This window comes from Rhizobium sp. G21 (assembly GCF_014158035.1).
Lineage (GTDB): Bacteria > Pseudomonadota > Alphaproteobacteria > Rhizobiales > Rhizobiaceae > Rhizobium_E.
This window is the reverse complement of sequence record NZ_JACFXW010000001.1, coordinates 1,172,170-1,192,748: the sequence shown is the minus strand read 5'-3', so window position 1 is coordinate 1,192,748 and position 20,579 is coordinate 1,172,170. Positions and strand designations below refer to the sequence as shown.

24 protein-coding genes and 2 pseudogenes are annotated in these 20,579 nt (G+C 62.2%); 15 read left to right on the top strand and 11 right to left on the bottom strand.

Features of this window, described 5'->3' with window-relative positions; genetic code table 11:
• Positions 1-108: 108 nt before the first annotated feature.
• Entirely contained in the window at positions 109-597 is a 489-nt protein-coding gene (gene uraD / locus H2O14_RS06085) for a 2-oxo-4-hydroxy-4-carboxy-5-ureidoimidazoline decarboxylase (protein ID WP_182826932.1), read from the top strand.
• A gap of 609 nt (positions 598-1,206) precedes the next feature.
• On the top strand, positions 1,207-1,839 hold the full coding sequence (locus tag H2O14_RS06080; protein WP_182826931.1) for a GIY-YIG nuclease family protein: 633 nt from the start codon (positions 1,207-1,209) through the stop codon (positions 1,837-1,839).
• A 522-nt stretch (positions 1,840-2,361) separates the two neighbouring features.
• Here H2O14_RS06080 and H2O14_RS06075 read toward each other — a convergent pair.
• Complete coding sequence (locus tag H2O14_RS06075; protein WP_182826930.1) at positions 2,362-3,063, bottom strand: GGDEF domain-containing protein; 702 nt, start codon at positions 3,061-3,063, stop codon at positions 2,362-2,364.
• A 178-nt stretch (positions 3,064-3,241) separates the two neighbouring features.
• Between H2O14_RS06075 and H2O14_RS27165 the strand changes: the two genes are divergently transcribed.
• Positions 3,242-3,676: a hypothetical protein gene (locus H2O14_RS27165; protein ID WP_246697309.1), complete on the top strand. Its 435-nt coding sequence runs from the start codon at positions 3,242-3,244 to the stop codon at positions 3,674-3,676.
• Here H2O14_RS27165 and H2O14_RS29290 read toward each other — a convergent pair.
• Positions 3,614-4,075: pseudogene (locus H2O14_RS29290) on the bottom strand (CHASE3 domain-containing protein); the annotation flags it as partial. The gene H2O14_RS27165 and the pseudogene H2O14_RS29290 overlap by 63 nt on opposite strands.
• Positions 4,076-4,424: 349 nt before the next feature.
• On the opposite strand from H2O14_RS29290, the gene alc reads away from it, so the two are divergent.
• The 3 genes from alc to H2O14_RS06055 all read left to right on the top strand — a co-directional run bounded on the left by alc (position 4,425) and on the right by H2O14_RS06055 (position 6,878).
• Complete coding sequence (gene alc / locus H2O14_RS06065) at positions 4,425-5,429, top strand: allantoicase (RefSeq protein WP_246697308.1); 1,005 nt, start codon at positions 4,425-4,427, stop codon at positions 5,427-5,429.
• A 67-nt stretch (positions 5,430-5,496) separates the two neighbouring features.
• A complete protein-coding gene (gene greA, locus H2O14_RS06060; protein ID WP_182826928.1) occupies positions 5,497-5,979 on the top strand; it encodes a transcription elongation factor GreA in 483 nt (160 codons plus the stop codon).
• Positions 5,980-6,422: 443 nt separating this feature from the next.
• A complete protein-coding gene (locus H2O14_RS06055; RefSeq protein ID WP_182826927.1) occupies positions 6,423-6,878 on the top strand; it encodes a hypothetical protein in 456 nt (151 codons plus the stop codon).
• Between the two features lie 148 nt (positions 6,879-7,026).
• Here the strand turns inward: H2O14_RS06055 and H2O14_RS28775 are convergent, their stop codons facing one another.
• The 4 genes from H2O14_RS28775 to H2O14_RS27150 form a co-directional block, all read right to left on the bottom strand.
• Positions 7,027-7,998, bottom strand: a complete 972-nt coding sequence (locus H2O14_RS28775) for a glycosyltransferase family 2 protein (protein ID WP_312858554.1) — start codon at positions 7,996-7,998, stop codon at positions 7,027-7,029.
• Between the two features lie 260 nt (positions 7,999-8,258).
• On the bottom strand, positions 8,259-8,633 hold the full coding sequence (locus tag H2O14_RS06045; protein WP_182826926.1) for a hypothetical protein: 375 nt from the start codon (positions 8,631-8,633) through the stop codon (positions 8,259-8,261).
• Complete coding sequence (locus tag H2O14_RS06040; RefSeq protein WP_246697307.1) at positions 8,630-9,511, bottom strand: hypothetical protein; 882 nt, start codon at positions 9,509-9,511, stop codon at positions 8,630-8,632. Before H2O14_RS06040 ends, H2O14_RS06045 begins: the two co-directional genes overlap by 4 nt.
• A complete protein-coding gene (locus H2O14_RS27150) occupies positions 9,460-9,789 on the bottom strand; it encodes a hypothetical protein (RefSeq protein WP_246697306.1) in 330 nt (109 codons plus the stop codon). The genes H2O14_RS06040 and H2O14_RS27150 overlap by 52 nt, the downstream gene beginning before the upstream one ends.
• Before the next feature lie 315 nt (positions 9,790-10,104).
• Here H2O14_RS27150 and H2O14_RS06035 point away from each other — a divergent pair, with 315 nt between their 5' ends.
• Complete coding sequence (locus H2O14_RS06035; protein ID WP_182826924.1) at positions 10,105-10,884, top strand: calcium-binding protein; 780 nt, start codon at positions 10,105-10,107, stop codon at positions 10,882-10,884.
• An 82-nt stretch (positions 10,885-10,966) separates the two neighbouring features.
• Here the strand turns inward: H2O14_RS06035 and H2O14_RS06030 are convergent, their stop codons facing one another.
• Positions 10,967-11,791: a helix-turn-helix transcriptional regulator gene (locus H2O14_RS06030; RefSeq protein WP_182826923.1), complete on the bottom strand. Its 825-nt coding sequence runs from the start codon at positions 11,789-11,791 to the stop codon at positions 10,967-10,969.
• A 100-nt stretch (positions 11,792-11,891) separates the two neighbouring features.
• Here H2O14_RS06030 and H2O14_RS06025 point away from each other — a divergent pair, with 100 nt between their 5' ends.
• On the top strand, positions 11,892-12,782 hold the full coding sequence (locus H2O14_RS06025) for an SDR family oxidoreductase (RefSeq protein ID WP_182826922.1): 891 nt from the start codon (positions 11,892-11,894) through the stop codon (positions 12,780-12,782).
• 2 nt (positions 12,783-12,784) lie between these two features.
• Here the strand turns inward: H2O14_RS06025 and H2O14_RS06020 are convergent, their stop codons facing one another.
• Positions 12,785-13,192: a RidA family protein gene (locus H2O14_RS06020; protein WP_182826921.1), complete on the bottom strand. Its 408-nt coding sequence runs from the start codon at positions 13,190-13,192 to the stop codon at positions 12,785-12,787.
• 139 nt (positions 13,193-13,331) lie between these two features.
• Here H2O14_RS06020 and H2O14_RS06015 point away from each other — a divergent pair, with 139 nt between their 5' ends.
• Both H2O14_RS06015 and H2O14_RS06010 read left to right on the top strand, forming a co-directional pair.
• Entirely contained in the window at positions 13,332-13,928 is a 597-nt protein-coding gene (locus H2O14_RS06015) for a TetR/AcrR family transcriptional regulator (RefSeq protein WP_182826920.1), read from the top strand.
• A 95-nt stretch (positions 13,929-14,023) separates the two neighbouring features.
• Positions 14,024-15,097, top strand: a complete 1,074-nt coding sequence (locus H2O14_RS06010) for a hypothetical protein (protein ID WP_182826919.1) — start codon at positions 14,024-14,026, stop codon at positions 15,095-15,097.
• Positions 15,098-15,107: 10 nt separating this feature from the next.
• Here H2O14_RS06010 and H2O14_RS06005 read toward each other — a convergent pair whose 3' ends face one another.
• Together H2O14_RS06005 and H2O14_RS27145 are read right to left on the bottom strand one after the other, a co-directional pair.
• Positions 15,108-15,974 (bottom strand): DMT family transporter, encoded by an 867-nt coding sequence (locus H2O14_RS06005; protein WP_182826918.1) that lies wholly within the window; start codon positions 15,972-15,974, stop codon positions 15,108-15,110.
• 656 nt (positions 15,975-16,630) lie between these two features.
• Positions 16,631-17,053 (bottom strand): hypothetical protein, encoded by a 423-nt coding sequence (locus tag H2O14_RS27145; RefSeq protein WP_246697305.1) that lies wholly within the window; start codon positions 17,051-17,053, stop codon positions 16,631-16,633.
• 60 nt (positions 17,054-17,113) lie between these two features.
• Between H2O14_RS27145 and H2O14_RS29285 the strand changes: the two genes are divergently transcribed.
• From H2O14_RS29285 to H2O14_RS27135, 3 genes and pseudogenes are all read left to right on the top strand, one after another.
• Entirely contained in the window at positions 17,114-17,359 is a 246-nt protein-coding gene (locus tag H2O14_RS29285; RefSeq protein WP_409526944.1) for a response regulator transcription factor, read from the top strand.
• Positions 17,356-17,838 (top strand): annotated as a pseudogene (locus H2O14_RS29280) (hypothetical protein); the annotation flags it as partial. The gene H2O14_RS29285 and the pseudogene H2O14_RS29280, both read left to right, overlap by 4 nt.
• 145 nt (positions 17,839-17,983) lie before the next feature.
• Positions 17,984-18,352: a hypothetical protein gene (locus H2O14_RS27135; protein WP_246697303.1), complete on the top strand. Its 369-nt coding sequence runs from the start codon at positions 17,984-17,986 to the stop codon at positions 18,350-18,352.
• A 138-nt stretch (positions 18,353-18,490) separates the two neighbouring features.
• Here the strand turns inward: H2O14_RS27135 and H2O14_RS05990 are convergent, their stop codons facing one another.
• The gene (locus H2O14_RS05990) at positions 18,491-18,661 is read right to left on the bottom strand and encodes a DUF2735 domain-containing protein (RefSeq protein WP_182826915.1); all 171 of its coding nucleotides are present in this window, start codon (positions 18,659-18,661) and stop codon (positions 18,491-18,493) included.
• Between the two features lie 390 nt (positions 18,662-19,051).
• Between H2O14_RS05990 and H2O14_RS05985 the strand changes: the two genes are divergently transcribed.
• Together H2O14_RS05985 and H2O14_RS05980 are read left to right on the top strand one after the other, a co-directional pair.
• Complete coding sequence (locus H2O14_RS05985; RefSeq protein ID WP_182826914.1) at positions 19,052-20,086, top strand: glutamine synthetase beta-grasp domain-containing protein; 1,035 nt, start codon at positions 19,052-19,054, stop codon at positions 20,084-20,086.
• 164 nt (positions 20,087-20,250) lie between these two features.
• Positions 20,251-20,544: a nucleotidyltransferase family protein gene (locus tag H2O14_RS05980; RefSeq protein WP_182826913.1), complete on the top strand. Its 294-nt coding sequence runs from the start codon at positions 20,251-20,253 to the stop codon at positions 20,542-20,544.
• Positions 20,545-20,579: the final 35 nt, after the last annotated feature.

Below are 20,579 nucleotides of genomic sequence, written 5' to 3'. Positions count from 1 at the left end.
CTTCTCCGGAAAGCGAGGCTGCGCGGTGCGATTGCTTTGCGCTTGTTCTCGGCTCGACCGCGCCTATATGGTCATGCGACTGATTTGCGGATGAAAAGGGAGATGTTCATGGATCGGAACGCTTTCGTGGCCCGTTTCGGCGGGGTGTTCGAACATTCGCCGTGGATCGCCGAGCGCGCCTTCGACGGAAGCGGCGCGCCAGAGCCTCTGTCGGCGCAGACGGTGCACGCCGCGCTCGCCGCCGAATTCCGCGCCGCCGGCGACGAGGAGAGGCTGGGCGTGTTGCGCGCCCATCCCGATCTCGCCGGCAAACTGGCGGTGGCCGGTCAACTGACCGAAGAGTCGCGCGCCGAGCAGAAAGGCGCCGGGCTCGACCGGCTGACCGAGACGGAATTCGCCCGCTTCACCGATCTCAACACCCGCTACCAGTCGAAATTCGGCTTCCCCTTCATCATCGCCGTCAAGGGCCTCGGCAAAGACGACATCCTCGCCGCCTTCGAACGCCGCATCCACAATTCCCGCGTCACCGAATTCGACACGGCGGCGCATGAGGTGGAAAAGATCGCCAGGCTGAGGCTGGAGGCGATGGATTGGTGAGGGAGAACAGGGACGCCCAATTCGGGGCTATGCGTACCGTCATGTATTCTGAATAGCTATCCGGCGCAATTCAATGATCTTGATCTCGCTTAACGCATCTTACCGCTTCATTGACTGAATTGTGTTGAGGGTTGTGATGTGATGACATTGCATGTCTCGTGTTAAAAATCATAAATGTGCGGTGCTTGACCATATGTGCGTCAAATAACTTTTGGGTAATTTTATTGTGAATTTATGCATTTATGAAATTCTAAAAGTCTATTACATTAAGTGTGTGGTCTTGTGAAATTCTATCATGTGATGTTTTTTTATGGCATCACGGGATAAATGTATCAAAAATACAGTGTTGTTGTGTGAATCCGGTTTAATTGGATTTCTATAACCTTGGTAAATCTTATTTGCGTGAATGCTGCTGCGTGGCTTGGTTCCTTGTCGCAGCACCTTCAAGCCGTAGAGGAGGCGCAGGAGGCAAAACTTAGACGGAAAAGTAGAAAAATACCCACTATAGCGTGTTGAACTCTTTCCAAGTCGCTGGCCTGGATATACATCTGGATAGATGATCAGCGACTCTTGTGGTTAGTTTTTGATAGTGCTTGAAGGAGTGAGGAGATGGCTGCACCGCGTCAGTTTAAACCGGCAGATTATGGTTACGACGTCGAAGAACTAGGAAATGGCAATGGCCAGCTTTTCAAGCCAGTATCGATTGAGTGGTCTCTTCCCCGCACTTGGGATGTTGGGATGCGCGCGCCCATCGATGATGAGTATCTTGAGCCTGGCTATTTGTATGCCATCACACGAAACCATCACAGTGCGAAGACGCGAGATACAATCGTCTATGTTGGCATTACCAGTAATTTGGATGCTCGCTTCAAAAATCATCCAAAGGCGAGGGAGTTCGCTGACATGCGCGGCCCAACAGGCCTAAGCATTGGGAAAATAGATTTCCACGGTTATAAATCGGCTATGGGAAAAAACAATCGCGCAGCATTGGAGGGCCTTGAGCATATTCTTATTTGGGCAATCGGGCCGACCCTATATAATGATCGAAAACAACTGTCGCTTCCCAAGTTTAGGCCTCCTGTTGCGCAGTCTTGGCACATTACGAATACAGGTTACCGTTTTGCGGGCAGAATGCCGAGGGAAATAATCTATCCTTGGATGCTGATAAAGCCTGGGCGAGATCGATCAGTCAAAAAAAGATTGTATAAAAAGTTTACAGGTTTTCCTATTGATGAGCTTTGATGTTTCATCTCCAAACCACGCGCTGAAAGCATAGTGAGGCCGATGATTTTATGAGGCGTTGGCGGGGAAAAATGCGTAGGTGACGTTGCGCATATCAATCGACGGTAGAAAGATTATTTCACGGGTGAAAAACGTCTGGTAAAGGTACGTTTCAACAATGTGAGGGGCTTTTTGCATATCGCGCTATCCCGGCACCACCTACCTTACTGAATGGAAAACACGACAGCGGACCGCGTATGCAGCACTCAAGCCGTCGAAGAGCGAAGATTTGTCGAACCACTTCAGCTCGGAAGCGGATAAGAGCGATGTTCTGAAAGGGATCGCGTGTTGCCGAGCCTGCGACGAATTTTGCGCTACGGACGGTGACTAACACTCAGGCTTGCTGCGCCCATCCCTATCTCGCTGGCAAACTGCGTAGGCACGTCATCTCACCGAAGAGTCGCGCAGCGCTTCGGGCGGTACAAAGTTTTAGCATGAGCGCGAGGCGCACCAGCGAACCATGACCCCGTCGGTGCCCGGCGATCAGGCGATCTTGCCGATGGCCGTTAGCTCGGAGGCGCGCCTCACCTGGTTGCGCCCTGCATTCTTGGCTTCGTAAAGCGCGGCGTCGGCGGCGCTGACCAGAGCCTCGAAGGTCTCCGCATCCTCGCCCAGTCCGGCTGCGCCGCAGGAGATCGTGACATGCGGCAGCGCGACGCCGTCATTGGCGATGCTCAGCATGGACACGGAATTTCTGATCTGATCCAGCCTCGCCGCCGCGTCGGCCGATCCGGACTCGCTGAACAGGATCAGGAATTCTTCGCCGCCATATCGGAACAGCCAGTCGCTTTCGCGCAGTTTGGACTGGATATGCTGCGTCACCGCGATGAGAGCGGCGTCGCCCGCCTGATGGCCATGCGTGTCGTTGTAGCGCTTGAAATGATCGATATCGAGCATGGCGATGCTCAAGGGGCGGCCATAGCGGATGGCTTTCGCCATTTCCTTCTCGAACACCGTCTCGAGGTGGCGCCGATTGAACGCTTTGGTCATGGGATCGCGGATCGACTGGTCGCGCAGGCTCTCGCGCAGCCGGATGTTCGACAGGGTCAGGCCGATCTGGCGCGCCGCCATTTCCGCCAGCCGGCGCGTATCGCGGTTGTCGACGTCTTCGGAACCGGCGGTTTGTGACGAGCGACAGCAGGCCCAGCGTTTCTCCCTGCGCGACGAGCGGGATGCACAGCTCATGGCCCGCATGGGCCTCCGAGGTATGGTGCTCGCAGCGGGGGCGGACATCGTTTGCGCCTCGCGCCTCGATCTGTCCGCGTCGCAGGCCCCAGCAGTCATGCGGAGAAAATTGGCGCGGAAACGATCGGTCTCCCCATGAGCCGATCAGGTCCAACCGGTTGCGCGACGACGCCGTAATGTGGATTGCGCCGGAATTGTTGGGGAACAGGCGCTCCAGGAATGGACCGATGACAGCCGAGATCTCATCCATGTTGTTGCAGCTTTGCAGAAAGTTGCTGGCCTCGTTGAGATGCGCGACATCGTTGCGTTCGCGCGCCAGACGCTCGGACTGCTCTCCCAGCTTGACGGCCATCGCTTCGTGCTCCCGCGAGGCCTGGGTCTTGCGGACGATTTCCCGTCGTCCGAGATAGACCAGCGCCGCAAGCAGCATGGCCGTGGTGACGGTAAAGCCGAACAGGGTCAGAAAGGCCGCCCGCTTGGCCAGCTCCGCCTGCGCTTCGCGCTCCAGAAGAAGCCGCTCCTCCGCCTGCTGCATGCGCTCGACCGTGCGGTGAAACTCGATCCCGATTTCCCTGCCGCGATTTTTGCGCACCTGTTCCACGGCCGCTTTTGAATTGCCGGCGCTCTGGAACATAATCGCCTCGCCCATTTCGTCGAACCTCATGCCGATGAGCTCGCTCATCTTCTCGACATAGCGAATCTGCTCGGGATTGTCGGACACCAGCTCGCGCAATCGGTCCAGCTTGGAGCGGATGATGTTGGCGGCGCTGTAATAAGGGTCGAGATAGCGGATGTCGGAGGTCAGCAGATATCCGCGCTGGTTGGATTCGGCGTTGGACTTTTCCACGTTGACGCGGGCCAGCTCGCCCTTGACGATGATGGAATGTCTGACGCGGTCATGGGTGTCGATCAGGCTGGCCAGGCTCAGAAAGAGAACATAACTATTGACGATGAGCGTCGCGCAAGCGGCTCCGATTAGCAGCTTCCGATTGTACGTGCGCTGTTCAGCCATGGCCCGACCTGTTCTGAAAGTTTCCTAATTATAGATGCGAGTTATGTTTTCTCAGTAAATGTCACGATGGTTTCGACGCGTATTTTGCGATGAAATGTCCCGTTGGCGAAAAAAATGCCGAGGGCGACGCAGTGATGGCTGTTCGACGGCGAAGCGCAGGCGCGCTCGAGGCGGCCGCGATCGTCGCTGCAAAGCGCCGCCGCTTGCGCCAGACGTCTTGATAGGCGACGGCGACCGGTTCCACAAGCGCCGTTCCCATCCCTCTCTCGCCGCGCTATAGCTAGCCGAAGCAGCAAGCCCAGACACAAGAATGAGGAACGCCTTGCCAGTCTCCTACGGAACGCTCGACATGCCCGCTTTCGCCGCGGGCGCCGTCAATCTCGCCTCGGCCCGGCTGGGCGCGACGGCGGTTTTCTCCACCGACGAATTCTTCGCGCCGCTCTCGCGCATGCTCGCCGACGAGCCGCCGCTCTGGGATCCCGATCTCTATGACGACAACGGCAAATGGATGGACGGCTGGGAAAGCCGCCGCAAGCGCGTGGAAGGCCACGACTATGCGGTGATCAGGCTGGCCATGGCCGGCCGCATCCAGGGTTTCGACGTCGACACGCATTGGTTCACCGGCAACTATCCGCCCTTCGCCTCCATCGAAGCCGCATTTTCGCCCGATGGCGACCCCGATCCGAACGACGACGCCCAATGGACCGAACTGGTGGCGAAAAGCCCGCTCGGCCCGTCGGCCCATCACTTCTACGAGAACGCCGACAAGGACCGCGTCTGGACGCATCTGCGCCTGCACATCTATCCCGATGGCGGCGTGGCGCGGCTGCGCGTCTATGGAACGGCGGCCTTCGACTGGTCCAAGGTCGGCGCCGATCAGGAAATCGACCTCGCCTACATCTTCCACGGCGCCAAATCGCTCGCCTGGTCGGACGCCCATTACGGCCATCCCGACAAGATGCTCGAGCCCGGCCGCGGCAAGAATATGGGCGACGGCTGGGAAACCAAGCGTCGCCGCGGCCCCGGCCATGACTGGGCGATCATCCGCCTCGGCCATGCCGGCGAGATCCGCAAGATCACCGTCGACACGCATTTCTACAAGGGCAATTTCCCCGACACCTGCGAATTGCTCGGCGCCTATCTGCCCGATCTCGGCGACACGCTGACGCCGGAAGAGATCGCGGCGTCGGAGAACTGGACGCCGATCCTGACCAGGAAGAAGCTCGCCATGGATCATATCCACGACTTCGCCGGCTCCGACGTCGAACCGATCGGCCCCGTCACCCATGTCCGCTTCGCCATGCATCCCGACGGCGGGGTGATGCGGCTCAGGTTGCTGGGCGTGAAGGCTTAAGGGCTTCCACCGGCGCGTGGCGGATTTGCCGCCCGCGCCTTCAGGTCTTGCCCGGAAAGGACATCCCATGAGCGTCGCCTTCCTCAAGGAAGAAAGCGCCGAGACGGCGTCGGAAACGCTGCTGCCGCCGCGCGAGATCTCGCCGCACGCCAATCTCGTCACCGAGACGGGCCTGAAAGCGCTGGAAACGGCGCTCGCCGAGGCGCGCGAGCTCTATCAGGCGGCCCAGCCCATCGAGGACGTCAACGAACGCCGCCGCCAGCAGGCGAGCCCCTTGCGCGATATCCGCTATTATTCGGAACGCATCGCCAGCGCCCAACTCATGCCGGCCCCCGCCGATACTGACGTGATCGCCTTCGGCTCCTCCGTCACCTTCCGCCGCGAGGACGGCCGGGTCGAAACCTACCGCATCGTCGGCGAGGACGAGGCCGATCCCAAGGCGGGCTCCATTTCCTACGTGTCCCCGATCGCGCGCCTGCTGATCGGCAAAAGCGAGGGCGACGTGGTGGTCATGGCGGGGAAGGAGATCGAGATCGAGGCGGTGGGGTAGGGGACGGGGTGTGTGGCCATGTGTTTGCATCTGCCCTCCGGGCCACCCCCTCTGTCCTGCCGGACATCTCCCCCTCAAGGGGGAGATTGAGGGAGCGCCGGCTTCCCCACTTTCAACGAAAATGGCTGGGCGAGGATCGAGCCGCCAGCCAATCTCCCCCCTTGAGGGGGAGATGGTCGGCAGACCAGAGGGGGTAACCCCAGGCGACGACCCTTCTTCCAGGTCAGCGCCGATGCCTGTGGAGCGCTACGCGCCAACTTGAATCTCACTGGCCGAAATAAAGAAGAAATGAAGCCGTGAAGGTCTTGGATGGAAGAGGATCTACACAGCAATCGGCAACGACATTTTCTTCGACGAATTCTGACCAGCTGTTGCAAAAAGCAATTTAGACCAATGGGACAGGATGTAGGTAATTTGTGGCGAGCAAGAGGAGGAAGGCGAAATTGGAATCCAAATATCAGCATCATGGAACAGCGCTTTACGGAAAACGGGCTGTCGCCATCTGGTTGTTGATCGGAGTGTTGCCGCTGCTCGTGCAAATATCAGGAAACAATTTCTTGCCATCGCCGGCATGGATACGTGATGTGCGCGATCTGGCGATGTTGGTTGGAATTGGCACGGGAGGATTCACTGTATGGCTGATTGTGTCTTCTGTTTCCCAATCAAGCAGTAATGAGCTGAAGAAAGTAATTGCCGTCATAGCTTCCCCTGTTCTGGGGTATTGCCTCGGCGCTACTGTCGTCAACATCGCGGTTCCGATGGTGATGGCAATTGTATTCGGGGGCCTGTCGAAATGGCCTATGTGGTCGATCAAGCGCGTGACGCCGATGAAAAATATTGCAGATCGTCCGTCACCTTCCAGGGCGCGCCATTTCCGTTCGACCGCGTCTGTGGCGTAAGCGACACTTTTCGGAAAACGCTGCAGCCGGGAACGAATATCGTGGCGACAGGTCGTGGTACGAAATATGGTCTCTTTGTCTCTGACTTAGAAAAAGCCAAATGAATTTATACCGTCCCGTTATGCCCGCTGACCCCACCCGCAACCCCTCACTTCTTCCAGATCAACGCCGAGCTAACCGCGTAATTGAACACCGCCCCCATCACCGCGCCGGTCAGTCCCGCGATCCAGGCGGTGGCGTGGAAGGAGTAGATCCAGCTCGCGACCCCGATATTGCCGATGGAGCCGATCGAACAGGCGAGGTAGAATTTGACGAGCCCGGTCATGAAACCCCAGCCGGTCAGGCGGGCGTCGCGATAGGTCAGGCGGTTGTTGAGCACGAAATTCCAGGTCATGGCGGTGATCACCGCCAGCGCCTGCGCCCAGCCGAAGGCGAGGCCGAGATTGCCGAGACCGAATTGCAGCATCATCAGATGCACCGCCACGCCCGAGGCGCCGACGGCGGCGAACATCAGGAAGCGCACCGGCAGCGCGCCGCCGAGCAGTTTCGAGAAGATCAGTCCGAGATAATCGAGCGTCACCAGCGCGTCGAGCTTGCTCTCGCCATGCTGGCGGGCGCGGAAGCGATAGGTCAGTTCGACGATCCGCCGGTCGCGGCCTGCGCTCCACAGGATGTCGGCGAGCAGCTTGTAGCCCTGGCTGGAGAGGTCATGGGCGTGCGTTTCGACGATGTCGCGCCTCAGCATGAAGAAACCCGACATCGGGTCGCTGACGGAGACGCCCATCAGCCTGCGCGCCAGCGTCGTGGCCATCTCGCTGCCCCAGCGGCGCACGCCGGAAAAGCCTTCGGTGGCGGATCCGCCCTCGGCGTAACGGCTGGCGATGGCGATCTCGGCGCCGGCGCGGATTTCCGCGAGCATCTTCGGCAGCAGCGTCTCGTCATGCTGCAGATCGGCGTCGATCACCGCAACGATCGGCGCGGAGGAGGACAGCATGCCCTCGATCACCGCGCCCGACAGGCCGCGTCGGCCGACCCGGCGGATGCAGCGCAGGCGGGGATCGCGCCGGCCGATCGATTTGGCGATCTCGGCGGTGCCGTCGGGACTGTCGTCGTCGACCACCACCGCCTCCCAGGCGACGCCATCGAAGCGCGACGTCCAGGCGGCGGAAGAGTTCGGCGATGTTCTCCCGCTCGCAATAGCTGGGGATGACCACGGTCAGCTCGATCGCCGCCCGAGGCAGGGGCAGGCGGGCCGCGGTCGTCTCGGCCGCCCGGGCGAGGGCGGGCGGCAGCGCGGCTTCGGCGGCCGGTGTTCTCGGGAGAAGGTCGATGTCGCTCATGGCTCAGCTGTCTTTCGGTCGATGAGGAAGAAAGGTCGCGTCAGTCGAAGAGTTCCACCTTGGCCAGCGAATTGCCGTCATAGCGCACGAAACGGCGCTTTTCGGCGATGGCGGAGCGGATGATGGATTTGGGGTCGTAAAGCGATATGGACACCTGCACGAGCCAGACGCGCCTGTGGCGCGCAAGCGCCGCCTCCACGATCGCCCGGTCCTCGGGCGCGATCTGGGGCGCGCCGAGATTGCTCATATAGGTGCGATCGAGCCCGCGCTGCGGATAGGGGCCGGGGACATAGACGATCGGCGGGAAGTTCGCGTGACGGCGGGCGTAATAATCCACCGCGACGCTGCCTTCGGCGGGCGCGGCGATCACCACGTCGCCGGGCTGGGCGTTGTCGGCGATCACCTGGGCGATCATCTTCCAGTCGTCGATCGGTTTTTGAAATCCTCGATCGTCCGCTCGACCGAAAGGCCGATCACCAGCGCCGCAAGCGCCGACTTGATCCAGATCCGCCCCGGCAGCGAGACGACGCCATAAGCGACGACCAGCAGCGCCAAGGGAACCATCCAGTCGAACAGCCGCTGGATATAGATCGGCTTGACCGAAAAACTCACCGCCAGCAGCGCATAGAGCGGCAGAACCAGCGTCACGCCGGCGATCGTCGCCTGCCGCGGCGCCGCCTGCGCCAGTCTGAACATGCCGACCAGCAGCAGCGCCGCCGTCAGACAGAGCGCGAGCCAATTGCCGCCGATCACCAGCTCCCAGGCGCTCCAGAGATCCCTCGGCTTCGGCGTCAGCCAGAAGGCGAGGCCCATGAAGCCCTTGGATTGGGCGAAGAAGATCGGCGCGTAGGGCGCCCAGACCAGGAGCGCCAGCACGCCCGCGCCGGCCATCACGCCGAACGCCATGAACCGCCTCCCGCTCGGGATCAGCGGCAGCGTCGCGGCAAGCCCGGCCCAGAGCCCGAAGGCGACGAAGAAGGAAGTGTTGTGAAACAACAGCGCCGCCCCCGCCGTCAGCCCCATCAGCATCGCCGGCCCCAGCCAGTCGCCGCGCGGCGCCTTGTCGTCGGCGCGCGCCAGCCGCTCGATCAGCGCCAGCGCCGCGAGGATGGCGAGGGTCAGCAGCAGCGTCTGCAGCGCATAGGGCCGCACGTTCTGCGCATCGCGGATATTGGCGGCGTTGACGGCGACAAAAAGCGCGGCCACGAGCCCCGCCGCCTCGAAGCGCGGCGACCTTCCGATCACGCGTCCCGAGACCGCGATCGCCGCGATCGTCGCCAGGCTCGCCGCCAAGGACAGCGATCGAAGCCCGGCTTCGCCGTCGCCGAACAGGCCGGACCAGGCCTTGAGCAGAGTGTAATAGACGGGGGATGGGTCTCGTATTGCGGCACGTCGCGCCAGAGTTCGGCATAACTGCGCGAGGCGAACCAGTGGCTGTAGAGTTCGTCGATCCAAAGCGAGCGCGAACCGATCTCCGGAAGTCGCAAAGCAAGGCCGATCAAGACGGTCGCGAAAGCCGCCAGCCAGAGCCAGCGCGTCTTCCGCTCCGCCCTCATGGTGTCGCTCGTCATCTTCACCCTCGGCCCCGACCGCGCCAGAATTCCTATGTTGATCGCCACCGATCAAATTTGTGCTGCAATGCATAACGTTTCAAGATCGAGAATGTTGCAGTGCGTTGTGGCGCAGCACTCTTTTTCCCGGGGGCGACGGACGATGGGCTCTTCGGCGCCGACGCCGCGCCAGGCGCGGTCCGTCGCCGCCGCGGAGCAGGCTGTGAGGCCGAGCCTGCCTGTTCCGCCGGGAACAGCAAGCGGCGGAAAAATCCGGCACAACCCTCGTCATGAGCGGTGCGGAGGGCGCGTCGCCTGTCAAAAGGGAGAAGTCAGATGACGACGGCAGCCAATGCGATCCTGATCAAGCGCCTCAATGGTTTCGACATCACCGGCGTCATGCCCTTCAGTGAAGACGCCGTGAAATCCGGCTTCAACAATCTCACCATCGCGTCCGACACATTCGTGATCAATCCGCGCTTCGACTTTTCGACCGACTATCGCATCAACGCTCGCTGGGGCAATGACGTGATCGGCACGAGCGCCGGCGACGACATCATCTATGGCGGCTCCGGCAACGACCGTATCGACGCCCGCAAGGGCGAGGACGACGTGTTCGGCGGCTCGGGCAACGACACCATTTTCGGCGGCGCGCATCAGGACGACATTCAGGGCGGCTCGGGCGTCGATGTGATCGATGGCGGCGCCGACCGCGACATGATCGGCGGCGGCCGCGGCGACGACGTGCTGACCGGTGGTTCGGGCTCGGATGTCTTTATCTTCCACACCGGCGACGGCGTCGACCGCATCACCGATTTCCGCCAGGGCCAGGACCTGATCGCGCTCGGCGGCGAGATCCTGCGTCAGCTGCCGGACACTCACCAAGGCGCCTATGACATCGCCGCCGCCCTGATCACCGTCGATCACGAAGGCGACCTCACCATCACCGGCGGCCAGCTCAATTCCACCCGACAGCTGATCTTCGATGTCGACACCCGCATCCTCTCTTTCGACGCCGACGGCGCGGCCGGCCCGGGCGAAGCGGTCGACCTGATGCATCTGGAATCGGTCGCCCGCCTGCAGGCCTCGGATTTCTGGGCCCCGGCGGCGTTTTGAGGGGTGGCGGAGAAGGGCGCGCGCTATCGCTCGGCGCACGCCGTCAAGGACAGTCAGCAAAAATTGCCTCGAGCCCCCACGCTCAGCCCGCCAACCCCTTCACCAACGCCCTGATCCTCTCCGCGACCGCCTCGTCGACGGGATTATAGACGATCAGCCCGAGATCCGGCCGCCCGTCCACCGCGAAGCTCGAATATTCCAGCTCGATCAGCCCGAGAACCGGATGGTTGAGCCGCTTGGCGCCGTCGCCATGCGGAAGCAGCGAGGCGTCGGCCCACATTTCGGCGAAATCCGGGCTCAGCGCCGACAGGTCCTCCACCAGCCTGGTGACCTCGGCCGACGCCCCGGCGCGGGCCGCGTCGGCGCGGAAGGCGGCGACGACGCCGCTCGCCATCGCCCGCCAGTCGACCTGCTTGGCGCGGATGTCGGGGTTTGAAAAGATCAGCCGCAGCAGATTGCGTCCATCGGGCGGCAGGCGGCTGTAATCGGTCAGCACCACGGACGCCGCACGGTTCCAGGCCAGCACTTCCCAGGTGGCGGTGCGCAGGATCGCCGGGCTGAAGTCCATCGCGTCGATCATCCGCTGCAGGCGCGGCGACACGCCTTCGGGCGCGCGGTACTGCGCCGGCGGCGGGTGGCCCAGCCCGAGAACGAACAGATGCTCGCGCTCTGGTTCCGTCAGCAGCAGTCCCTTGGCGATGCGGTCCAGCACATCGGCGGAGGGCGGGCCGCCGCGGCCCTGTTCCAGCCAGGTGTACCAGGCCGGGCTGATATGGGCGCGCTGCGCCACTTCTTCGCGCCTGAGCCCGGGCGTGCGCCGCCGGCTCGATGCGAAGCCGTAGCTCGCCGGGTCGCGGCGGGCGCGCAGATCCCTCAGAAACCGCCCTAGCGCGTTGTGCTCGTCCATCGCCTGATCCTGTGAAGCATTATAATAGGATAAACTACCGACTTTAACACGATAGATCTCCTGTTTACGCCATCGCCAGCAGCAAGCAAGGAGACTTTTCATGCGCATCTTCCTCACCGGCGCCAGCGGCTTCATCGGCTCCCACATCATTCCCGAGCTTGTCGGCGCCGGCCATCGGGTGCTCGGCCTCGTCCGCTCCGAAACCGGCGCGGCAAAGGTCGCCACGCTCGGCGCCGAGGTCCATCACGGCGGCATCGACGATCACGACAGCCTGCGCGCGGGCGCGGACGCCTGCGACGCGGTCATCCACACCGCCTTCGACCATACGTTCACGAATTTCGCCGCCAATTGCGGCCGCGACGGCGTCGCCATCCGCGCGCTCGGCGAGGCGCTCGTCGGCTCCGACCGACCGCTGATCGTGACTTCCGGCGTCGGCCTGGGCACGCCGGGGCCGGGCGAGAAAGCGGTCGAGGATCATTTCGACGCGGGCAGCCACAATCCCCGCGTCGCTTCCGAACTCGCCGGTCGCGACCTGCTCGATCGCGGCGTCAACGTGATCACCATGCGCCTGTCGCAGATCCATGACCGCCGCAAGCAGGGCCTGATCAGCCCGCTCATCGATCTCTCCTTGGAGAAGGGCGCGCTCGCTTATGTCGGCGACGGCGCGGTCGATTGGTGCGCCTGCCCGATCGACGATACGGCGCGGCTCTACCGCCTGGCGGTTGAGAATGGCGTGGCCGGCGCCCGCTATCACGCGGTGGCGGAAGAGGCGGTGTCGCTGAGCGCCATCATCGACAGGCTCGCGGTTCGCCTCGGCCTGCCGGTGGTCTCGATCGCCCCGGACGAGGCGGCCGGCCATTTCGGCTGGCTCACCCATTTCATGACCATGAACATGCCGGCCTCCAGCGCGCTCACCCGCGAACGCCTGGGCTGGTCGCCCGTCGGGCCGAGCCTGCTCGAGGATCTGGCGAGGCTGGAGCGCGACGCCTGAGGTCAGGCGCGACCTGCAGCCTCGGGAATGCGGGCGACGACCTTGATCTCGAAGTCGAAGCCCGCCAGCCAGGTGACGCCGAGCGCCGTCCAGTTGGGATAGGGCGCTTGCGGAAACACCTCCTGCTTCACCGCCATGATGGTCTCGAATTGGCGTTCGGGATCGGTGTGGAAGCTGGTGAGGTCGACGATGTCGGCGGTGGTGCAGCCGGCGGCGGCAAGCGTGGCCTGGAGATTGGCGAAGGCCAGCCGCACCTGGCGTTCGAAATCAGGCTCCGGCGAGCCGTCGGTCCGGCTGCCCACCTGTCCCGAGACGAACAGAAGGTCGCCGGAGCGGATGGCGGCGGAATAGCCATGCGCCGCGTAAAGCGCGTGCCGGTCGGGCGGGAAGATCGGTTCGGGTTTGGTCATCTCGTCTCTCCTGGTGGAAAACCGGCGGGAGGCGTTTGCCTCGGTCTCCGGTTCGATATACGTTGCGTATGTGAAAATGGCGACATACGATGCGTATGTCAATAGTTTACATACGTATCGTATGTGAAATGGAGCGCGCATGGCGAAAAAGCGAAGCGAAAGCATGGAGGAAAACCGCGCCCGTCTGCTGGCTGCCGCCCGCAAGGCGTTCGCGGAAAAGGGCTATATGGCGGCCTCGATGGATGATTTCACCGCCGAGGCCGGGCTGACGCGCGGCGCGCTCTATCACGCCTTCGGCGACAAGCGCGGCCTGTTCGCCGCTGTCGTGCATCAGGTGGATTCGGAGATGGCGGCCCGCGCCCGCGCCATCGCCGCCGATGCCGAGAACGGCTGGGAGGCGCTGCAGAAGGAAGCCGCCGCCTATATCGAAATGGCGCTCGATCCAGAGGTGCAGCGCATCGTGCTGCTCGACGGCCCTTCCGTGCTCGGCGATCCCTCGCAATGGCCGAGCCAGAGCAGTTGCCTCGCGGAGACCCGCCAGGCGGTGACGGCGTTGATGGCCGACGGCGTCCTCAAGCCCGTCGATCCCGACGCCGCCGCCCGCCTGCTGACCGGCGCCGCCCTCAACGCCGCCCTCTGGGTGGCCGCCAGCCTCGCGCCGGATGATGCGATGCCAAAAGCCATCGCCGCCTTTCGGGCGCTGGCCGAGGGCTTTCGCCTGAAAGAGCCCGGTTGAAATTCGCACGCGATTAACGGTGGTTTAACCACTCCGCTTAAGCAAGCATTTGCCGCGGGGCCTTATGATTCGGAAAGAATCCGAGGACCTCCGCCATGAACCCCGTCCCCAACCGGCAAGACTTCGCCCAGCAGGTGATCATCCAGCTCATGCGCATGGGGCTGGAGGTGACGCCGGTCAGTTTCGAACTGATGCATGAGGTGCTCTCCGGCGACAATCCGGAGCTGCGCCAGCAATTCATCGCGCTCGGCAAGCATGTGACGGCGCAGGATGTGGAGCGTCTGGCGCGCGAATTCCTGCCGCATCACTTCGGCCATTCGGCGCTCGACAGCTCCGCCTCGCTGTTTTCCGAGGAGTTGCAGGGCTTTCAGGATGCGCTGTCCAACGGCCAGGAGGCGCTCAGCGCCTACGCCATGGTGCTGAACCAGGCGAGCGAGCAGTTTTCCCGCGCCGATCCGCGCGATTCCACCGCCATCCGCCGCGCCATCGATCATGTCAGCCAGGCCACCGCCGCCCAGAAGGTCGCCACCACCCGGATGATGCGCTCGGTGCATGAGCGCATCGAGACGGTCAAGGCGATCCGCCACACGATCGACCAGTCCGAGCGCTCGAAATTCACCGACGGCCCCACCGCGCTGGGCAATCGCCGCGCCTTCAACCGGCGCATGGGCGAGATCTTCCACGGCGATCGCGGCATCGACGGCTATACGCTGATCCTCTGCCGCATCTCCGGCCTCGAACAGTTCGACCGGCCGGAGCTCGCCAAGGCGCGCGCCTATTTCCTCGCCCGTTTCGGCGGCTTCGCCCGCAAATTGCTGAAGGGCAGGGAAGGCGGCTACTGGCTGGGACAGCCGCATCTGGCCTTCATCGTCTTCGGCACGGAGGAGACCTATGTGACCGGCGTCACCCGCCGGCTGCACGAGGCGACCGCCGAGATCGTCGGCGCGCTGCGCCATTCCATCGCCACCGCCCCGGTGCTCACGGGCCATTACGGCTGCGCCGCCTCGAGCGGGGCCGGCGCGCCGCCGGAACTGCTCGGCCACGCCATGACCGCGCTCGAAACCTCGATGCTCAATCGCGACGGCGCGCCGGTGTTCTACGGCGCCCGGCCCTCCGTGGCGGGCGACGGCAGGAATTACGCCCTCTACGGCCGCGCCCGCGCGTTCTGAACCGGCGCGCTCACGCCGGCTCCTTGCGGAAGGCCGGCAGGCAGGCGGCGACGATAATCGCCGAACCCGCCAGCGTGAAGGCCGAGGGGCTTTCGCGAAAGATCAGATAGCCGAGGATCGCGCCCCAGACGAGGCCGGTATATTCCAGCAACCCGAGACGGCCGACGCGGGAATTGGTGTAGGCCCAGGAAATGCACAGATGCGCCGTGGTGCCGGTCACGCCCACCGCCGCCAGCACCAGCCAGTGCCAATGCGCCACCGGCTGCCACGCCATCGCCATCGGCCCCGCCGTCACCAGCGCGCCGATCGTCACCGGCAGCATCACCAGCGTCGGCACCGGATCGGTCGCCCCCTGTTTGCGCGTCAGCACCATCGACAGCGCATAGAAGCCGGCGGTGGCGATGGCGGCGAGAAACCCCAGCATTTCGAAAGCCTTGTTCTCGCCCAACCGATGGCCCTGCGCGATCACGAACACGCCGGCGAGCCCGACCAGCATGGCGCCGATCGTCGAGATCCGCAGCTTTTCGCCGAGCAGCGCCCAGGAAAACAGGCCGAGAAACAAGGGCGACAGGAAGCTGAGGGCGATGGCGTCGATCAAGGGCAGCCGCGACAGCGCGAAGAAGAAACAGGTGCCGGCCAGCAGAATGCAGGCGGCGCGCGGCAGGCTGCGGATCACCGCCGCCCAGGAGGGCGGCCGGCCCACCGTCAGCGCGTAATAGACGATCGCCGCCGCCGCGCCCGCCGCATAACGCAGCCCCGTCGTCTGGGCGAGCGGATAGGCGCTGGCGATCAGCTTCATCATGGCGTCGAGCAACGAAAACAGTCCGACGCCGAGAGCGGCGGCCAGCACGGGTTTCAACGAGGCGTCGGTGCGCATGAAAGGGCTTTCTGTCTTAAAGGCTGAGGATGCGGCGGAGAGGCCGGCTTTCCTCTATGATGTCCCGAAACGTGAGAGACGATCACACTAACCGTTCGACGGCTCTGCGAAAAGCTCCATTTGCTCCACCGAAAGACGCCCGGACGTCGACGACGACATTCCCGGTTTCGACAGGTCATTGCCCGTGATGCAATACGGATTGGCGAGGGCAAAGCGATGCAGATTCGATACCGTAAAAAATACGGAGAAATGAGATGATAACAATAAGAACAATGGATCTGAAAACACATGACAGCAAACAGATTGCTCGAATCAGTTTGCAGCAGAATTAGGCGAGGTGAGGCGGAATCTTCCGGCGTGCAAGTTTCACCTTAGGTGAAATTTTTCATTTAGCTCCGTGATTTCAGCCATTTAACATTGACGTCACAATTATGTATTTCCAGTGTTTCTAATGTAGATTCTGATTGTATGAGATAGGCTTTTTGCTAATTTCAGTTGTCGATGGAAGAAAACCGAATATAACCCCGTAGAACGAGAGAAGATACGCCGCCGTAGCGTCTCCCGTAAGGTATTCTTTTTCGGCGACCAGGCCTGGTGTTAGAATAAGGGTCGGGAAAGTGCCGCCGCATGCTGGTTAACTCCAGTATTCCCGACCCTTATTCGTAAATAAACATCGCTTGATTTTCTGTCTTCGTAAACCCCCTCAATTTGAGGGGGAGCCCAGGTGAATGGGAGAAACGACACTGTCCTGCAAGCTCGGCGCCCAAGATATCAACTGCAGTTTCGATCAATTCGCTCAGCGCGTGAAAACTCTGGCGGAGCAGAATAGGGACGCCCTGGTGGCGCTGTTCGACCTGCCGGCATTTTCGGATCACGATGGCCTGCTGGCGGCCTTGATGGGCGACGCCGACGCTTTCGTGCGGGGAGATTGGTCGGTTGTTGCCGCATGCATGGATTCGCCCGAGGTGGCCGCCGCGCTCGACGTCTACAGGGCGATCGATCAGCGCTCCGGCGCTCCCGCCATCGCCGTTCTGCGCGGCGATGATCTCGTATCGCTCGTGCCGGTGTTTCCCGATCACTTTCCGCCGCTGAAACTGCTGATCTGGATCGCGAAAATCGATGGGGCGCCATTTGCATGGATGCAATTGCAGCAGGCCCCGATCCACGCTTCGGCGTCGAGACGGAGTTTCGAGCCTTTGACGACACGGGAGCTCGAAGTGACGCGCTGGATCAGCGAGGGGAAGACGTCGGTCGAAATCGGCATCATTCTGGATTTGTCGGAGCATACGGTCAACGAATACATCCGCTCGAGCATGGCCAAACTGAACTGCTCGAACAGAATGCACCTGATTTCAACGTCGATAAGGCTAGGGCTGCTCGCATGAATTTCATGTCGCCGCCTGATGTCGCCGATATCGGCCCCTGCGACGAGACCGCCGCCGATGGCTGGAGCGATATCTTCGCCGCCTGGAGCCATGGTGTGAAGTCTTCGATGGTCGCATGGCCGCAAAGCCGGGACTTGTTCCGCGCCCCTGCGGAGTTTGCCGAGGCGCAGCGCTCGGATGACGAACATCTCGGTATCGACGATCTCGTCCGGCTCGTGATGTTGCGGCGGCTGGATGCGGCCGCTACGGGAGAAATTGGCGCCGAAGCGTCTGATGCCGCGGCCCTCGATCGCGCGCTGGATCGGATCGAGGGCCGCGAACGCGGCGGGCGCGAGCGGATCGAGGAGACGCTCGAACTGGCGCGCGCCCTCGACATAGACGGGGTGCGGCGCAAGCTCTGGATCTGTTCCAACGAATTCGATATCGGCGATTTCGTTCTTCTCTATGCGCTGCCGCTCATGCGCAGGGTCGGCGATCTGTGGGCTTCCAACCAGATCAGCGTGGCCGCGGAGCATCTCGTATCCTCGGCCCTCGTCTCCCTGCTGAGGTCGGGAGCGGCGCCAGGCCATCCGGCCGCGCCCGTTCGCTTGAAGATGCTCGTGGCCACGCCGTTCGGGGAGCTTCATGAGATCGGCGCCCTCGCCGGCCTGCCGTCTGGCGCAGAGCCACGGCTTCGACCCGCTCTATACGGGCGCGCAGTTGCCGGTCTACGAGATCGCCCGGCTCGCCAAACGAAACCGCATCAAGGTGATCGTTCTGGGCGGAAGTTCGGCGGCGACCGATCTGCAGATGCGGCAGTTGCGCCAGTTGGCCGAAATCGCGGAGACCGACAGCATCATCTTCACTGGCGGCGGCGCTTATGGTGAAATCTCCGCTCCGGAGCGCGTGGCGATACGCCATTGCTTCAGCATGCGCCATTTCTGTTGTCAGATGGAAATCATGGCGGGACTGGCGCTTGCATTCGTGAATAAGGCGCAGGTCGCAGAACCGTAGGCCGCGTCAGATATGCGCAACGGGTCGAATTGGATCCTCCAACGCCATTGCGCGTCGCGGGAATAGACCCCGGAGCGCGCAGCATCGCTCTCCGCCCGCGACATCTTTCGCGGGCGCGGGTCTCGCGTCAGGCGGAGGTCACTGCTTGCGCGTCTCGTCGGCTTCGCGGATGGCGTCTTCGTGATACCAGCTCGCGCCGCTCTCCATGATCACCACCTTGGGAACATTGGCGCCAAAGCGTTGATCGCGAATATTTCTCTTGGGGAATTGGTAGATCGTGGCCGATTCCCGGATCATGCCCGTTGTCATGCTACTGCCTCGCTTTCCTCCATGAGCTCCAGGGAGCCCGGATCTTGGTTGTAACAGAAACTTCACATGTTTGCACATAAAAACAGCAAAACGCCCAAAAAATTATCAGAGTCTGACCGGTTCCTGGGCTTGCCGCGGCGTTTTTCTGGGCGGCATCTCTTTTTCCGCCAAATTTTAAGCAGAAACACCGCCCGGGAGCCGTAAGTTCCGTCAGTCTGGCGCAAAAAGCTTAACCGAATGGCGTCGAAACGCCGCATTTTCGCGGTCCGCGAGCATGCAGCCTGAAACTGGCACGAAACCTGCATTCCTGTTTTTCGAGCCCCGGGCGTGCCGGCGGATCTGAACTACGGTTGCGCCAGGACGCGCGCAGTCACTTTACGAGAGATGGACATGACAAAGTATAAGCTCGAGTATATCTGGTTGGATGGTTACAAGCCGGTTCCGAACCTGCGCGGCAAGACGCAGATCAAGGAATTCGCCGAATTCCCGACGCTTGAACAGCTCCCGCTCTGGGGCTTCGACGGCTCGTCCACGATGCAAGCCGAAGGTCATTCCTCGGATTGCGTGCTGAAGCCCGTCGCTCTGTATCCCGATCCGGCCCGCACCAACGGCGCTCTCGTGATGTGCGAAGTGATGATGCCCGACGGCGTCACCCCGCATCCGTCCAACAGCCGCGCCACGATCCTCGACGACGCCGACACCTGGTTCGGCTTCGAGCAGGAATATTTCCTCTACCAGAACGGCCGTCCGCTCGGCTTCCCGGAGAACGGCTACCCCGCGCCGCAGGGTCCGTATTACACCGGCGTCGGCTATTCCAACGTCGGCGACATCGCCCGCGAAATCGTCGAAGAACATCTCGACCTCTGCCTCGAAGCCGGCATCAACCATGAAGGCATCAATGCCGAAGTGGCCAAGGGCCAGTGGGAATTCCAGATTTTCGGCAAGGGCTCCAAGAAGGCCGCCGACGAAATCTGGCTCGCCCGCTACCTGCTGCTCCGCCTCTGCGAAAAGTATGCGGTCGACGTCGAATTCCATTGCAAGCCGCTCGGCGACACCGACTGGAACGGCTCGGGCATGCATTGCAACTTCTCCACCAAGTTCATGCGCGAAACCGGCGGCAAGGCCTATTTCGAAGCGCTCATGGCCGCCTTCGGCAAGAACTGGAAAGAGCATATCGACGTCTACGGTCCGGACAACCATCTGCGCCTGACCGGCAAGCACGAGACGGCTCCGTGGAACAAGTTCTCCTGGGGCGTGGCCGACCGCGGCGCCTCCATCCGCGTGCCGCACTCCTTCATCAAGAACGACTACAAGGGCTATCTGGAAGATCGCCGCCCGAACTCCCAGGGCTGCCCCTACCAGATCGCTTCCCAGGTCCTGAAGACCATCGCGGAAGTCGCCACCGAAGCCTCCGCCGCCGCCTGATCGGCGCCACGGACGTGACATGCGAAACGCCAGCCCCCGCGGCTGGCGTTTTTGCGTTTGGGGGCATGCGCCCCTCGACCCTCGGTCGCCTTTGATGGATGCCGAACTCCGCCCTTCAAAACCAGATCTCCCCGCGCTATCATCGCCTCGAAAGGGATCGCCCGATGAAACCGTCCGACCGCCTCGACGCCAACCGCCAAGCCATCCGCGACGCTGTGCGCCGTTTCAACGCCGCCAATCCGCGCGTCTTCGGCTCGGTGGCGCGAGGCGAGGACCGCGAGGACAGCGATCTGGATATTCTGGTGGATGACCTCGCCGGCTCGACGCTTCTGACGCTCGGCGGTCTCCACGATACTCTGGAGCGGCTTCTCGAGGGAACATCCATTCATCTCCTGACACCGGGCGATATCCCTCCCGCCTCAAGATCGCGAATTCTCGGAGAAGCCCGGCCGATATGAGCGCTGACGGCGTGCCCGGCAGGGGGTGAGGGGCG